The 16,511-nt window shown below is 43.4% G+C and carries 8 protein-coding genes; 2 read left to right on the forward strand and 6 right to left on the reverse strand.

Features of this window, described 5'->3' with window-relative positions:
* Window positions 1–543 precede the first annotated feature (543 nt).
* Complete coding sequence (gene sat / locus ABM313_RS15455; RefSeq protein ID WP_434684073.1) at window positions 544–1,746, forward strand: sulfate adenylyltransferase; 1,203 nt, start codon at window positions 544–546, stop codon at window positions 1,744–1,746.
* A gap of 44 nt (window positions 1,747–1,790) precedes the next feature.
* Here the strand turns inward: sat and ABM313_RS15460 are convergent, their stop codons facing one another.
* Entirely contained in the window at window positions 1,791–2,891 is a 1,101-nt protein-coding gene (locus ABM313_RS15460; protein ID WP_434684074.1) for a glycosyltransferase family 4 protein, read from the reverse strand.
* A 208-nt stretch (window positions 2,892–3,099) separates the two neighbouring features.
* On the opposite strand from ABM313_RS15460, the gene ykgO reads away from it, so the two are divergent.
* Window positions 3,100–3,225: a type B 50S ribosomal protein L36 gene (ykgO, locus tag ABM313_RS15465; protein ID WP_094534052.1), complete on the forward strand. Its 126-nt coding sequence runs from the start codon at window positions 3,100–3,102 to the stop codon at window positions 3,223–3,225.
* A 100-nt stretch (window positions 3,226–3,325) separates the two neighbouring features.
* Here ykgO and ABM313_RS15470 read toward each other — a convergent pair whose 3' ends face one another.
* The 5 genes from ABM313_RS15470 to ABM313_RS15490 all read right to left on the reverse strand — a co-directional run bounded on the left by ABM313_RS15470 (window position 3,326) and on the right by ABM313_RS15490 (window position 16,508).
* Window positions 3,326–6,406 (reverse strand): beta-ketoacyl synthase N-terminal-like domain-containing protein, encoded by a 3,081-nt coding sequence (locus ABM313_RS15470; protein ID WP_434684075.1) that lies wholly within the window; start codon window positions 6,404–6,406, stop codon window positions 3,326–3,328.
* On the reverse strand, window positions 6,403–7,629 hold the full coding sequence (locus ABM313_RS15475; RefSeq protein WP_434684076.1) for a cytochrome P450: 1,227 nt from the start codon (window positions 7,627–7,629) through the stop codon (window positions 6,403–6,405). The genes ABM313_RS15470 and ABM313_RS15475 overlap by 4 nt, the downstream gene beginning before the upstream one ends.
* A gap of 100 nt (window positions 7,630–7,729) precedes the next feature.
* Window positions 7,730–9,766, reverse strand: a complete 2,037-nt coding sequence (locus ABM313_RS15480) for an AMP-binding protein (protein ID WP_434684077.1) — start codon at window positions 9,764–9,766, stop codon at window positions 7,730–7,732.
* 71 nt (window positions 9,767–9,837) lie between these two features.
* A complete protein-coding gene (locus ABM313_RS15485) occupies window positions 9,838–14,340 on the reverse strand; it encodes a beta strand repeat-containing protein (RefSeq protein WP_434684078.1) in 4,503 nt (1,500 codons plus the stop codon).
* A 20-nt stretch (window positions 14,341–14,360) separates the two neighbouring features.
* Window positions 14,361–16,508 (reverse strand): OmpA family protein, encoded by a 2,148-nt coding sequence (locus ABM313_RS15490; protein ID WP_434684079.1) that lies wholly within the window; start codon window positions 16,506–16,508, stop codon window positions 14,361–14,363.
* Window positions 16,509–16,511 lie beyond the last annotated feature (3 nt).

A 16,511-nucleotide genomic window follows, 5' to 3' on the forward strand; every position in this document is an offset into this window, starting at 1 on the left:
CTAATTAGTTTTATAACTTCTGACTTCACAACTCTACATGAGATTGCAAGAATTCTGAGGGATGTGTATATCTCTTTATAGATTAGCTAATTAGGATCGCTTTAGGATCGCTTATCCCTATATCTGGTTTAGATTTGCAGTTGGGGATCGCTTATACTTCTATATAAGGTTTAATGGAAAGAGAAGACAGAGCGAAGCTTTGACTTCTCTTTTATTTTTATTTTTATTTTTGAGCAATTTGCACTGAAAGCTCCAAAATCGATTTTTATAATCAGAATTACGGCTCAAATTCAAAATTTATTGTCAAAAAAAGTTAACATTAACTTAATAATTCTAGAAATCTTAACCAAGTTATTTTTCCATAGCTTGTAACAATAAATCACACTAATTTATAAAAATATCAGTACATTTTTATAAATTAAAAGCAAGTTAAACCAGACTTTTAAAAGATGAAATGGCTTAGCCACTCTATCTTTTGGTATAACCTTAAACTTCGCTAAAAACTAGAATCTCAGTAAATCAAACCCTTTGAACTCAAACGTCATGGCTCGACAACTCAAAAACATTGCACCGCATGGTGGTCAACTGATCAACCGCATGGCTACAGAAGCCCAAAAAGAAGTTTTTTATAGCAAAGCTGACCACTTGCCGATTGTGCAACTGACTGAGCGATCGCTCTCCGATCTTGAGCTAATAGCGATCGGTGGATTTAGCCCCCTGACTGGCTTCTTAGGCAAAGCTGACTATGAGTCCGTGGTCTTAAATATGCGTCTTGCCAATGGCTTGCCTTGGTCGATTCCAATTACTTTGCCTGTCACCACCGAAGTTGCCGACACCTTAAGCGTTGGTAACCTTGTACGCTTAAATGACCCCAACGGCATATTTATCGGCGTATTAGAATTAAGCGAAAAATATAAATACGACAAACTCAAAGAAGCCCTTCATGTATATCGCACCAATGAAGATCGACACCCAGGGGTCAAGGTAGTCTATGCCCAAGGTGATGTATATCTGGCTGGTGATGTGTGGTTATTAGAGCGTCGCCCTCATCCACTTTTCCCCACCTACCAGATCGATCCTGTAGATTCTCGCGAATTATTTATCGAAAAAGGTTGGCGCACCGTCGTCGGTTTTCAAACTCGTAACCCGATCCACCGTGCCCATGAATATATTCAAAAATGTGCGCTGGAAATCGTCGATGGTTTATTCCTGCATCCTTTAGTTGGTGCAACTAAGAGCGATGACGTGCCTGCGGATGTGCGGATGCGTTGCTACGAAATCATGTTGGAGCATTACTTCCCGTTGGATCGGGTAACTTTGGCAATTAATCCTGCGGCGATGCGCTATGCTGGTCCCCGTGAAGCGATTTTCCATGCTTTGATTCGTAAAAACTATGGTTGTACGCACTTTATCGTCGGGCGAGACCATGCAGGTGTCGGTGACTACTACGGAACCTATGACGCGCAACATATTTTCTATGAATTTGAAGATGGCGAATTGGGAATTACACCTTTGATGTTTGAACATGCTTTCTATTGCAAACGCGCTCAAGGCATGGCAACTACGAAAACAAGTGCCAGTCTCCCTGAAGAGCGAGTCCATCTCTCTGGTACAAAAGTCCGCGAAATGCTGCGTCGTGGCGAATGTCCTCCTCCTGAATTTTCACGCCCTGAAGTAGCAGCCGAACTGGCGAAAGTGATGCACAAAATGGCGATTGAGGAAGCTGCCACAGGCTTTGAAATCTAAACCCCAAAAACAAAAAGGAGGCACTTTGTGCCTCCTTTTTGTTTTTAATGATCGCTCAGTGACTGTTCCTTTTGCGATCGCAATTCCTTAGCTCTAATCCTCTGCCAAACTTTAAAGCAAGCATAAACCATCAATAAAGTACTAATCGCCGCATAGGTTCCCCCCGCAGGCATTCCTGACACTGCCATCGCAATACTCCCAACCCAAAGGGTAAGGGCATAGATAAACAAAACTGTCAGCCGTTTAGAAACGCCTGCTTGGACTAAACGATGGTGTAAATGCTGTTTACCAGCCGTCATTGGTGATTCACCCCGACCAATACGCTGCACAATCACGGCTGTCGCATCCACAATCGGTACAGCCAAAATCATGTAAGGCATAATCAGAGCCACCGTCGCTACTGCCTTAACTAGTCCGATCACACTTACCCCAGCCAGCGTAAACCCTAAGAAATAAGCACCACCATCACCCATAAAGATTTCTGCTGAGCTTTTAGGCTTAAAGTTGTAGCGCAAGAAACCCAAACATCCGCCAGCGAGTGCCGCCGCAATCAGCGCCGCCGCAGGTTGCTTCATAAATAAACTAGTAATTAAAATTACAGCAGCAGCGATCGTCGTTACACCCGCTGCAAGTCCATCCAGTCCATCTAGCCAGTTGATCGCATTTGCCATACCTGCTAGCCAAATCATCGTGATTGGCAGACTAAACCAACCAAACTTGATAATTCCCATAAATGGTACTGAGATAAAGTCGATTCTCACGCCCACACGCCATGCAGCAGCAGATACTGCTAGCTGAGCAATGAGCCGAGGTAATGGCGGTAAGTTAAACAAATCGTCAGCAAAACCAATCAGAAAGAAAGCCGCGCCACCAATGGTTACGCCCCATACTTCATATTCTCTAGTTTGCGGTAAAATCCCAAAGTAGCCCCCTGCCCAAACTAGCAATAAGGCGCTGACACTGCCCAAAAAAATTGCTACACCCCCAACGCGCACGACTGGCGTTGTATGCATTTTACGGTGATTGGGTTTGTCTACTAATCCTGCTTTTAGTCCAAAATGGCGAATAATTGGTGTACTCAGCCAGACCACGATCGCAGATACTGCAAAGGCGACCAAGTAAGGAATGGCAGTTGGATGCAGCATTACAAGAATAAAATTGAGTATAAGGATTGGGCAAATTTATGCTTGCAAGCATAACACTGGATTGGCTAAACGCAACTATATTAAAGCCAATTTAAAGTGAGTGCTTGGCACTCTCTTTAAATTGGCTTTAATATGTGGTCAAAAATCATGTTAAGATTAAAAGCCGTGTCAAAAATTTTGATCATCAGTAAACGTTAGGCATTAGTTCATGAAAGTTGTTAGCTCCCTCAGATCGGCAAAAACTCGCCATAAGGACTGCAAAGTTGTGCGTCGTCGCGGTCGAATTTATGTCATTTGCAAATCAAACCCAAAGTTCAAAGCTCGTCAAGGATAATCAACGATTTTGCGTTATTTATCAAACAGAAAAAATCCCGTCATTAAGATGGGATTTTTTCTGTTTGATAAACATGGGAGATAGTACGAAGTGCTGCCTCTTATCTTTGGGCTTGTCGCGCCCTATGTAAACATTCATGTAATTTCTGCGCCAATACCTGTACCTGTGGCTCATGAAACATTGACATGTGATCGCCAGAGATAGTTTGGATATCCAATCCACCTGCCGCTAAATTACTCCATCCCAGATCCCAATCTAGCGGCACAAAACCTACTCCTTGATCTGCTTCCTGTGTGTCAGCCCGAAACAAGGTTACTTTGTCAGGATAGACTTTCATAACATAGTTTTTCAGTGCTTCTTTACCAGCTTTTTCTAATGACTCCTCGATCGCTGATTGCCTCAAATAGATCGGTAGTTTCCATCGCATCCGTTGATAAAAACGTCGAATAATTCTCTTTGTCCAATACTGATACCTGCCAATTAGCCATTCTTGCCAAGCTGGAAATTTTTGAGAAAGATAGGTAAACCCCATTTCTCTGAAGCTTTGATAATGTATAAAAATTCTCTTCCGAAAAGGCTGCCTAACTGTATTGATGGATCTAATTTTTCCATCGAATAACGCCAGTAAGGCGACTTTTTCACCTTGCTTACGTAGCTGTTGAGACATCTCCCAAACTACATGACTTCCCAAAGAAAACCCACCCAAGAAATAAGGTCCTTTAGGCTGAACTGTTTGCACAACTTGAATGTAGTAAGCCGCTATTTCTTCGATGCTGGTGAGGGGCTGATGGATGCCATCTATTCCCTTAGGTTGCAGTCCATAAAAAGGTTGATCTGCACCCAAATGTTTAGCAAGATCAGCATATATAAGTACGCTGCCATGAATACCAGAAACACAAAATAGAGGAGGATGAATGCCTGTTGGTCTAATTGGTACAAGGGTTGACCAAGCTGCTGTTTGCTCCAACTGCTCTTGCTGATTTAGCTGACTTAGCATCTGGGCAAGTTGAGCAATAGTGGGACATTGAAATACAACAACCAAACTAAGATGGCATTTAAAAGACTGCTCGATTTTGGCAAATAAGTTAACTGCAATTGTCGAAGTTCCACCAATATCGAAAAAATTGTCATGAATGCCAATTGGTTTTATATCGAAAACCTTTTCCCAAATTTCGACTAGTTTCTTTTCAGTGCGATCGCGTGGTGCAACAAAATTGCTTTCTAAATCTCTTGCTGATTTTGTCTTGGGTGGACGGGTTATGGGTATTTCAGCAACGGGGGCAGATTCTGAAGTATTTGATTGAGAAGATGGCTGCACCCAAAAAGATTGTCGCTCAAATGGATAAGATGGTAATGAAATTGGAGTCAAATTAGAACTAACGTATAAACTGCTCCAGTCCACTTTTACCCCATTCACCCAAAGATCTAGTATGCGATCGCGTAAAAGATTATGAGTGTTTGGATCTAGTTCAGGGAACGATCCTACACCAAAGATGATTTGTTCTAAGGTGTGTTGGGGATAGTTTTGGCTAAGCTTGCTAATTAGAGGTTCTTCATTCTTCAGAATTGTGTGAAGAGACTGTTTTTTATATTTTTTGAGGTTTACTTTACCGCTAAAGACTTGACTGGAAGAGTGATCGCTAATATATGCACTCAGATTTTGCTGTAAGTCATCGATCTCATTTTTACTCGCTTTTACCACAATTGCAAGGCGATAGTTAAATTGTGTTCTTCGCATTGATGTAGCACATACTTGGGTGATCGTGACTTCTGATTGTTCTTTCAAAAAGTCGTGATAATTAACTGCCATTTGCCGCAAAGCCTGTTCGGTCTTAGCGCTCAGAATCAAAACATGGTAAGCATAAGTAATAGATAAATTTGGAAGGGAAATAGAAACTTGTGGTGCAGATTCTAAAATAACGTGAGCATTCGTGCCACCCATACCAAAAGCACTTACACCCGCGTATAAGCTCCCCTCTAAAGGTAAAGGCGTAAGTATGGTCGGTACTTGAAAAGATAACTTCTCAAACTCAATGTATGGACTAGGCTGCTCGAAATGCAAATGGGGTGGAATTTGTCGATGGTGCAAGGCTAAGGCGACTTTGAACAGCCCCGCAATTCCTGAAGCAGTTTCCGTATGCCCAATATTCGTTTTCACCGTGCCAATTTGACATATTTTTTTTGCAGAGTCCTCCGAGGAACTAGAGTTAAATACTCGTTCGATCGCTTTCATTTCCACGGCATCGCCCATCATTGTGCCAGTGGCGTGCGCTTCGAGATAGTGAATTGCCTGAGGCTCAATACCCGCATTTTTATACACCCGACGCAATAGTGATTCCTGTGCTTGGAGATTAGGTGCAGTGAGTCCATTGCCTCTTCCATTGTGATTAACTGCACTACCTCGAATCACGGCATAGATGCGATCGCGATTTGCCAAGGCTTCAGACAATGGTTTAAGAACGATAATTCCTACACCTTCAGAACGTACATATCCATCTGCTGCTGCTGAAAAAGAGCGACATCGGTGAGTGGGAGAGAGTAATTCTGATGATTTCGGTGAGATTCCTAGATTGGCAAAAATATTTACACCACCTGCCAAAGCGAGATTGCTTTCACTAGACCAGAGGCTATGACAAGCTAGATCTACTGCTACCAATGAAGACGAGCAGGTTGTATTTATGGCTAAACTTGCACCTTGCAAATCGAAGTACTGCGAAATGCGATTTGCTGCGATCGCATTACTCGTGCCTAAAGATGTATATGCAGTTTGGGCTTTACCTCCTTGTAAGAGTGCTTCATACCCATTTGCAGCCATCCCTATAAATACACCAGTTTGGCTGCCAGCAACTTGTTCTAGTGTCAAAGCAGCATCTTCTAATGCAATCCAACTCACTTCTAGTAATAGTCGTTGCTGCGGATCGAGTGCTACAGCTTCGCTAGGAGAAATGCCAAAGAATTCCGCATCAAATTGATCGATTCCATCCAGAAATCCGCCCCATCTTCCATTGATGGCTTCAAGTGCAGCGTCATCAAAGCTATTAAATGGATAAAGTTGGCGGCGATCGCTCGGCATGGGGGCGATTGCATCAACGCCATCACGCAATAATTGCCAAAAAGCTTTAACACTATTAGCTTGAGGAAAACGGCAGCCAATACCAATAATTGCGATCGGTTCTTTCATGATACTGACAATCTTACGGTCAAAGTTTTGAGCCCTCTCAAAGTGATGCTCTCCCGCCACTGAAGATCAGGATTGCTTAAGTTTGTCAATTCTAAATGAGGATAACGCTGAATCAAACTCTTAATCGCAATTTGTCCCTGCACCCTTGCGAGAGCTGCTCCTAGACAATAATGCAGCCCACCTCCAAATGGCAAATTATAATTGCGACGATGGAAATTGATTTGGTCAGGTTCTGGAAAAGTTTCGCGATCACGATTAGCTGCACCCAAACACAAAATCACTTTATCGCCAGCATGAATTGTTTTACCTTCATACTCAAAATCTTCAGTAGCAAGTCGAGCAATCACTTGCACGGGGCTATCATAGCGCAATAACTCCTCAATCGCTGCGGGAACTAAATCCAGATTTTGCTGTAATTCGGCTAAGGCTTGAGGATGCCGTAAAAGGGCGAGAATACTATTGCTGATAAGACTTTTGGTGGTTTCTTGTCCCACAATTAACAGCATGATACAAAATCCTAAGATCTCATCTTGACTCAATTGCTTACCCTGATCCCTTGCTGCCATGAGTTGCCCGATTAAACCTGAAGGTTTAGTTTCCATGAGGTTAATCAGATATTCTCGCACTTCGAGCGCAATTTCATTTTGTTTTTGATAGCCGCCGAGGGACATCGGTTGATCGAATACAAAAAACAAATCGTAAGACCAACGCATTAACTTGTCATGATCTTCCAATGGCACACCCAAAATTTGAGTGACGGTCATTGCAGGCAGTGGTGAGGCAAAATCAGTCATGATGTCGATTTCACCATTGTTTTGATGTGCTTTATGCTCAGCTTGTGTGAGCAATAGATCAACTGATTGGGAGATCGTAGGTCTCAAGGTTTCAATCATATTTGGAGAGAAAGCCTTGGCAACTAAGCTTTTGAGTCTAGTGTGGTGTGGTGGTTCTAGAAAAAACAGCCAGTTTTCTATGGTCTGCGCCAATGCTTCAAAGTTTCCTTGCTTGAGGTACTGGCTTTTTTGTCTTAACCGCATTGGCAAATCATCCACATGCAATTGTGGTGCTTTTAGCAATTCATCAACATCATGATGGCGAGTAATTACCCAAGCTTGCATAAAGCTCCAATGTATTGGGTCGTGCTCACGTAACCATTCATAGATGGGATAAGGATTGGTGTGAAAATCTGGAGAGAAGGGATCGAATTTGACAGGGTTAGTCATATAGGAGTTTTCAAAGGATTAGTTTACACAAAGTCTGCTCAAGTTCTTAGTTTGCAAAGCTTTTAAAAATGATCTAGTTCGGGGGGGGACTGTGAAATCTTTATTGGTTTAGAACGTCATTAAATAAATGATCAGTCAATGCTGAAATAGTAGGATATTCCCAAAACAGAGTAGGCATAAGTTGATGACCAATTTTTTCCGATAAATCTGCGGTGAGACTAAGCAAAACCGAAGAGTCTAGTCCATAGCGCGATATTGGCTCATCGATGTCCACCTCATCTGGATTGATATTTATAACTTGACTGATGCGCGTCAAAATCCATGCAGCGATCGCCTCTTCAGTCAGGTCGGCATTGAGTGAAATCGAGATGGAAGGTAAAGCATCTTCAATATCTGGTTGTACCCATTGTCCAACGATATCAAGACTGTTTGCTAAAAATTGTTGTCGGCAAGCCTGACGCTGAATCTTACCACTTGAGGTTTTGGGGATACTAGCAGGTTTGAGCAGAGCGATCGCAAATACTGATATCTCATGCTGCTCTGAAACGGCTTGACGAATTGCAGTAACAATTGCTTCAACATCTAGTTCACGTAATGCAGTTCGTTCGACTTCTTGCACAATTACCAAATATTCTTGGCGATCGCGATCAATAGCAAAAGCTGCTCCAGCATCAATCCGCAATGCAGGGTGACTATTTTGGACTGTCATCTCAATATCTTGAGGATAGTGATTGCGTCCCCATAAGATCAGCAGATCTTTTAGTCTTCCTGTAATAAAAAGTTGGCGATCATGCACAAACCCTAAATCACCAGTACGCAGCCAATTTTCCTGCTTACCATCTTGGCTACCTACAAGTTGGGCTTGAAATGTGGCTTTAGTCACTTCAGGTTGCTGCCAATAACCTAATGCGACACTGCCACCTGAAACCCAAATTTCACCGATTTGCTCAGGTTGACACTCTACCAGTGTTTCTGGATTCGCGATCGCAATTTTGGTATCCAACCACGTTGAGCCAACGCTAACAAAATGTTTAGTATTTGGCTCAGTGGCATCAATAGTAACAACTTGCTGTTGTTCTAGCGCTTGGGATGCGATCGCACAGTACACTGGCTCTGCATCTACATTCCCCCCTGAGATCATCAGTGTTGACTCTGCCATACCGTAGCAAGGATAGAAAAATTTAGACTGGAATCCGACGGACTGAAACTTGTTAGAAAATTGCTCTAAGGTTGATCTCCTAATCGGCTCAGCCCCCGTGTAGGCACTTTGCCAGCAACTTAAATCAATTTGTCCTTGATTAATTTGATCTTCACTAATTTTACGAACGCATAACTCGTAACCCTGATTTGGCCCCCCGCAATGAGTAGCTCGATAGCGTGAAATTGCGTCAAGCCAACGTATCGGCTTTTGCAAAAACACCGCAGGCGACATCAACACGCCCAGAAATCCTGTATATATCGGTTGAATAATACTGTCGATCAGCCCCATATCATGAAAATTGGGTAACCAACTCACTGAAACACTATTTGGGCTTAGCTCAAAAGCTGTCTGGATATAGGCTGAGTTGTGCATGAGGTTCTGGTGACTGACCATCACCCCTTTAGGGTGACCTGTCGAGCCAGAGGTATATTGCAAAAATGCAAGACTATTTGGCTTTATCTGTGGGTGTTGCCACTGTGAGGCTAGTTCAGGTAAGAGGCGATCGCTAGCTATCCATTGCACAACTGGCAAATCTGGAAAACTCAGCCATGACTGTTGCAAACTATCTAATAATGCTGCCGTCGTTAGTACCACAGCAGGTTGAGCATCGTTAACGATTGCCTTTAGGCGTGACTGCATCTGAGTCCGTTTAGGCGGTGGAACAGGAACTGCGATCGCCCCCGCATAGAGACACCCAAAAAAAGCACTAATAAACTCCAGTCCTGATGGATAGCACAATAGTACTCGCGAGCCTAATGGAACTAGAGCTTGCAGTTGTGCAGCGATCGCCATTGCCTGTAAATCTAGCTCTGAATAACTCAGATTTGCCACATCTAACTCCCCATCCACCAAAAATGTCAATGCATTTTGATTGGACTGATTTTGCGATCGCAGTTGTAGACAATCTACTAAATCAGAGAAATTAGGATGGCTCATTTTGGCTGTTAGCAAAGTTGGACTGAATCATTTACAACTAGCATAAATTGTACAGGCTCATACTATCTCCATCATTTAACGCTCACCTGAAAACGAATGAACCCATAGGAATTAGTGGGGGTACCTGAGCCTGTAGCATTAGGAACATCAGTAGTTGAGCCAAGTCTGACTAAAATTGCACCCTCAGGATTTGTAGATCCATCGTTACAGGGTATAGGAGCATTAGTGACTGAGACATTTGTTGCTAAGAATTGCCCAGCATCTGCATCTGGCACGTTGCTGATAGCAACTTTACCTGCACCTATAGTGGAATTTGTGGGATCGGGTAAAGGTAATGCTCCACCTGTAGTATTCCAACCTAGCAGAATTCCATTGCCAGAGCCATAGGTGTCAAGTTGGAAGACAGTATCAGCAGGAATGCGATCGCATAACTGTACATTTCTTGCAGCGGTTGCACCATTGGACAAGAAGTAGATCGTATATTCTATTAATCCTCCAGGAGCAACATTTGAGATCGTCCCACCATTGCAAGGAGATGCTGTAGTACAGTCGATCGCTCCTCTTAAATATTGGGTATTAGCTGTGGGCCAATTGGGATCGTTATCATTAGATGTGGCTGTATTTGCACCATCTACAAACCCAGTAATGGGAGTATTGTTAATGGCTGTAATCCTTTTGACTAGATTAAGCGCTGGAACACCAGCATTAGTAATAGTGATTTGGTAATCTTCAACTTCACCATTGCCCACAGCTCCATTAGGAGTTGTAGTGGTCAAAGCGCCATCACTAATACGGAACCGAGCGTAGGTATTGCCCACTGTAGGTACAGTTATGCCTGTCCAGTTAAGGACAATATTTTGAGCGATCGCGCTACTTGGTACAGATGCAGTTTGAGCTTCAGTCGCCTCAAAATTACCATTGCGATTAAAGTCAATCCATCCCACTAAAGGTCTGTTGGCTCCAGTGTTATTAAAGACATTAATTGTCACTGAGTAGGATGTGCTAGATGTGGTTAGGGCAGGGAAAGTGGCAACACCATCTTCATCATCAATACCGTTGGTGTCGTCAGCATTAGCTGCTACATTTTGTAATAAGCCACTATCAGCATCAGGATCAATTGCCCCTAACCTGAGATTAGCGATAATTGTATGACTTGCACCACCGCTAGCACTAAGAGTTTCATAGTTATCCTGTCCTATACCTGCACCTGTATCTGGTGCATCACCGTAGTCAATGGCATTAGTCACAACTAGTCGATAGTCTTCAACTTCACCGTTACCAATTAATCCATCGGGAGTAGCAGTAGTCAAGGTGGCACTATCACTTAGACGGAAATGTGCATAAAGAATATCACCAGCAGTTAAGCCAGAAATTCCCGTCCATTGGAGCGGCAAATCTTGAGCGGTAGGACTAATAGCGATCGGTTGAATACCTGCTGTACCAGTGTCTGAGTCATAGGCTCTACCTTCAGTAACTTCAAACTGACCGTTTCTATTAAAGTCAATCCAACCAACTAAATAAGCTGGAACTGCGGTATTCGTTACATTGACGGTAGCTGTATAAGAGTTTGTACTAGCGGTGATCGCGGGTAAGCTGACACCATCTTCATCATCGATACCTGTTGTATCGTCAAGATCGGCATTCGCGTTTTGTAACGTACCGTCATCAGCATCGTTAGTCGCACCAATTCTGAGAGTATTGACAATAATATGGTTGGCTCCTCCATTAGCTGCGGTAGTTTGATAGTTACCAGTAGCAACTGCCGCAGTGGCATCAGGAGCATCACCATAGTCAACGGGATTAATCGCAACCAGATAATCTTCAACTTCTCCACTACCAATTAAGCCTGTAGGTGTAGCTGTGGTTAAAGTTCCATTACTGATGCGGAACCGTCCGTAAGTATTACCTGCCGTCAATCCACTTAACCCTGACCAATTAAGAATAACGTTAGTACCATTGCTATTGTCAGCTACTGTTGCAGTTTGACCTTCAGTAGCTTCAAAAACGCCATTCCTATTAAAGTCAATCCAACCCACTAGAGTGGCAGGAGTGCCAATGCTATTAGTAACATTGACGGTGGCACTATAGGTTGTACTGGCTGTGGTTAAGGTATTGGGTAGAGTAACTCCATTTTCATCATCAGTATTGTTAGTGTCATCAGCATCAGCCGCCACATTTTGTAATGTGCCATTATCAGCATCAGGAATATTTGCACCTAATCTCAAGTTAGTGTTAATCAAGTGCGAGGCTCCACTATCGGCACTTGTAGTGTTGTAATTTCCTGTCCCCACCCCCACTGTTGCATCAGGGGCATCACCGTAGTCTAGGGGAGAAGTTGCGCCAATGATAGTTAAAGCATAGTCTTCTACTTCACCATTTCTCTTACCACCAATAAAGTCACTAGTGGTTAAAGGATCGTTGTTAATCCGAAAACGTGCATAGGTATTTCCTTCGGTTAGTCCCAATCCACCTAATCCAGTCCAATTGATATTGATGTTGCCATTGGTTGCATTAGGTATAGTCTGGACGACACCTTCACTTGCCTCGAACTGACCATTGCGGTTGAAGTCAATCCACCCTCCTAAGTAAGCATTAGCTCCAGATGTATTTTGAACTCTAATCGGAACAGTGTAAGTCGTATCAGTAGTTCTTAAAGAGTTAAAGCTAGTAACTCCATCTTCATCATCAGGTGCAACGCCATTAGTATCATCGCCATTAGCAGCAGCATTAGGCTGACCATCAGTATCTTTATCAGTAACAGCAGTGCCTAACCTAACGGTAGTACTAAGAATGTGACTAGCTCCTACCCCTTCAGTAGTGCTATTAGTTCTATCAGTACCATAGGTATCTGGTGCATCACCATAGTCATTATCGTCACCATCAGAAATGATCGCTGGAATTGTACCTACGGCAAAACTTCCATAGACAAATGTATCAAGATACCTAACATCACCCCAACTAGAACCATTAGAGCCTTGTGCGCCACCACTGGAAGTAGTTCCCCAAGTATGACGACCGCCAGATAATCCACCAGGTAATGTGGTTGTACCTGCTGCTCCTAGAACTGTCCTATCATCCCAATAGACTAGAGTGTTTTGATCGGTGGATGGACCTAGAGCTTCAAGAATTGTTAATCCTGGTTGCGGTCCGCCACTAGTTTCTACGTCCCCAGCGACAAAGTGATACTCTCCAATGATCGCTTTGACTTGGGCATTATAAGTTCCTTGAGGTAAGAGTACTCCAAGATTATCTCTACCATTCCAAAGAGCAGAAACATTACCAAAGGCATCTGTATCACCTCTTAGCTGAACATCTCCTGCTCCATAAATTCCATCTTGATTGGTATCAACAATAATTTCATAGGTACCTGGAAGACTGGAGGTGAATCTAAAGAAGCCTGAATCTTGTATCCCAGTAGTACCTCCTGGGGTAAAGGTATTATCTTCACCAGCACTATCTTCAAATCTTAAATTGGTGATAGTAGGACCTACAGTTGGTCTGGTATATGTTCTTGCTGTTGGATAACTAAGATACATTCTATATTTTGGATCAACACTGTTACCTGCAACAGGTACACTTAACCCGCGAACGTTGTTACCTGCTCCGTTCGGAGAGTTAACCCCTGCGTTATTAGCAACTAGTTCGTAGACATATCCAGCAAAATAATTTAAGTCCAATTTCCAAACAAAATTGGTACCTGGAACACCTCCAGGCACTACAACGTAATAGTCCTGATTCGTGGAGTTAGTGGCTCCAAATCCTTTGGCATTAAAAGCCCAAACGTAAGACCAGATCCTGCCATTCGCAACTTGAGGATTAGGATTTGTGGCAGTATCAGGTGTTACAGAGATATCAAACTGACGAAACAGGGTATTTGGATCAGCAGCATTAGTATTCTGAGTTCGGTTGCGTAACCGTATTTCATAAACCCCTGCTTGGGTAGTTGTATATTTAATAACGCTTCCATCAGCAGTATAAGGAGCAGCAGGAGTAGCTAAGTCCATATTGGCTGTACTCAGTAAATTATACTGATCGCAATTCGGGTTATTAGCATTCGTGCCAAAAGTGCCTTGACCTCGGAAATTCACATCACTTGTACCTGCATCGCCAGCCTGTCCAAAAACTAATGTGCCAGAAGCAGGAGGATAAGTTGCATAAGTCCCAGTATAGTCATCTGGTATAACACCGCTGTAATAGATATCGACTTCCCAGTCATCTGTCCAAAGATGTCCACAAGCACTTACATTGATAACCTCTCCAGCATTGACAATATCTATATAGATTGGGCGGCTAAGTGCGTCAATCCCTGTTGTTGTACCGCCACCATCACTATAGGGAGAATCATATTCCATTAAAGCTTGATTACTTACAGTTGTGCCAGGACTAGGACCAAATTGATAGCTTCCTTCTGATCTAACTGGTGTGGGCAACCAGAGGCTAATTCCACTAAAATTTATCGTAAATATCAGACTTAAGAGTAAAGTCGTTAAAAAGCGGGTTAAACGATCGCTGTTTAACTTTTGGATTAATACTTTTAAGAAAGATCTTAGTTTTTTGATTATTGGAATCAACATTTTTTTAGGTCAGCAGTTTACTATTTGTTCTCAAGTTGCAAGTCTGATTCTTGATTTTCAAAGCGGATTTCGACATCACGCACATCAGTAAATTCAATCTCGACACGTCGATCGCGGGCATAGTCAGTGGCTTGATTACCCTGTGAAGCGCGTTGTGTTTCGCCTAGCGATCGCACGGTCATCCGTTCAGAGGCAATGCCCTGTCGCATTAGGTAATTACGCACTGCACGCGATCTCCTAAAGCCCAGCTCACGGTTATAGGCATCACTGGCTCTAGGGTCAGTGTGTCCTTCAAGGGTAATCATAATTGTGGGATATTGCTTTAACACCTCAGCGATCCGATCTAGGATTTTAGCGCTGGTGGGGCTAATTGCATCACGATCTAGCGCAAAGTGAATTTGGCGCGGCACAGATAGCACAATCGTTTCGGGCGGCGGTGGAGTCTGTACAATTTGAGGTGGTGTCGTACAGGCGGGGATAGTTGTGTCTGCATTTTCATTTGTGGGAGCCGACAGATCAGGATTAACGATTCTGGCATTGAAGGCTGGCTCTGAAGTCCCGTACTGTGGATCGGTGGCGATCGCGCTAATCGTATCGCCAACTTGGAGGTTATTTAAAGAAACAGCAAATTTACCATTAGCATCAGTCTTGACCGTGGTTAGGTATTCACTGAGAGAACCATAGGGCAGATTGGGATCGACTTTGCCAGCGACACGATATATGTCTACTTCAGTATCGGGATCAGCATTACCATCAATATTGACTTTGTTCGTGCTAAACATCGGAAAAGTTGTCGCTAAAAAAGTCGGTGCATTGATTGCGCCATTAGCAGTATCCACACGCCGAAAATGAGAATCACGGGGGCGATTAATGCCATCACCTGTCATGAAATCGCGAGTATTCACATGGCGCTGAGAAATCAAGTCAATACTCAAGCCCTTGAGAGCCGTAAAAGTATTTTTGCGAATTAGATTGCGATCGCTTTTTGGATAAGCAGCGATCGCCACACCTGCACCACGTTGATTGCGAATTTGGTTATTAGTAACTCGATGATCGTTGCCCATGAGATAAATGGCAGCGTAGTTGGTACTGCGATCGTTAAACAAAATGCGGTTATTTTCAATGGCGATCGCGCCTTTGGGTTTGAACAGATAAACGCCACTGCCATCATTAGCACAAAGGATATTTCCCTTGATACTTAAGTTAGCAATTTCACCTTCGAGATAGATGCCGTGAGGTAGCCCATCAAAGCCATTGCTGGTAATTGCATTTTCGAGAATCTGCGTTCCTATTGCTTTTACCGATGTGACGATACCACTACCCTCGTGGTAAGCAATACGATTGCGACGGATCAACGTATCAGTACTATTAAATAAATAAACTCCAAAACTAGAAGGTTGCTTGGGCATTTTGCCTGTGGGCGTAATGCCCAGCCAGTTAGCTTCGAGGATTACCCCTTGAGGGGGACGATTGCTGTCATAGAAGGGCGAAAATTTGGCGGGCTGCTGTTGCTGTGTGGTGTCGGGCGGTGGCGCTTGGTGGGAAATGAAAATATCGGCGGATGGTGTGGTGGTTGGGACGCTTTCGATCGCATTAAAACCATAGATACTTAAGCCCTTGATCGTCACGCCATCAGCGACAATAGTCAAACCTCGGAAAATTTCTACCCCATCGGCGGGAGAAATCTCCACAATTGGTTGGGGAATCGCTAGCTCTTGGGCAAATGAACTCTGAGAGTCATAACCTGCTTGGGTTGTACCGTCAATGGTCAGGTATGGACTACTGATATCAGGTAGCGCCTTGCTTAACAAGATCTTGGTGCGATCGCTAGGCAAATTAAAGCCAATCTGTGAACCTTGTTGATTAACTAATGGCTTAACCTGAGAGCGTTCAGTATCACTAAGCCGTTCAAGGGTGAGGCTACCATTGGCGATCGCAACGGCTTCGCGCAGAGTTAACTCGCGATCGGATTGGATGTCACCATCGCGATCGCTATTTACAATAATTTGGTATTTGAGAAGAATGGGCGAAGTGGCTTGGGTAGTGTTTTGGGCGATCGCCAGATTGTCTTGTGCCCTAAACATTTCGATAGCTATACCAGAGAGACCGATCAACCCGATAGAACTAATCAATGTAGCTGTTAATTTTTGGCTGTTTACTTTTCGCATAGT

It is taken from the genome of Pseudanabaena minima str. Chao 2107, assembly GCF_051131155.1.
In the GTDB taxonomy this organism is placed as follows: Bacteria; Cyanobacteriota; Cyanobacteriia; order Pseudanabaenales; family Pseudanabaenaceae; genus Pseudanabaena; species Pseudanabaena minima.

Bases quoted from the DNA above. Each gene is read 5' to 3' on its own strand.
- sat (WP_434684073.1), top strand. From the start codon at position 544: ATGGCTCGACAACTCAAAAACATTGCACCGCATGGTGGTCAACTGATC.
- ABM313_RS15460 (WP_434684074.1), bottom strand. From the start codon at position 2,891: ATGCTGCATCCAACTGCCATTCCTTACTTGGTCGCCTTTGCAGTATCT.
- ykgO (WP_094534052.1), top strand. From the start codon at position 3,100: ATGAAAGTTGTTAGCTCCCTCAGATCGGCAAAAACTCGCCATAAGGAC.
- ABM313_RS15470 (WP_434684075.1), bottom strand. From the start codon at position 6,406: ATGAAAGAACCGATCGCAATTATTGGTATTGGCTGCCGTTTTCCTCAA.
- ABM313_RS15475 (WP_434684076.1), bottom strand. From the start codon at position 7,629: ATGACTAACCCTGTCAAATTCGATCCCTTCTCTCCAGATTTTCACACC.
- ABM313_RS15480 (WP_434684077.1), bottom strand. From the start codon at position 9,766: ATGAGCCATCCTAATTTCTCTGATTTAGTAGATTGTCTACAACTGCGA.
- ABM313_RS15485 (WP_434684078.1), bottom strand. From the start codon at position 14,340: ATGTTGATTCCAATAATCAAAAAACTAAGATCTTTCTTAAAAGTATTA.
- ABM313_RS15490 (WP_434684079.1), bottom strand. From the start codon at position 16,508: ATGCGAAAAGTAAACAGCCAAAAATTAACAGCTACATTGATTAGTTCT.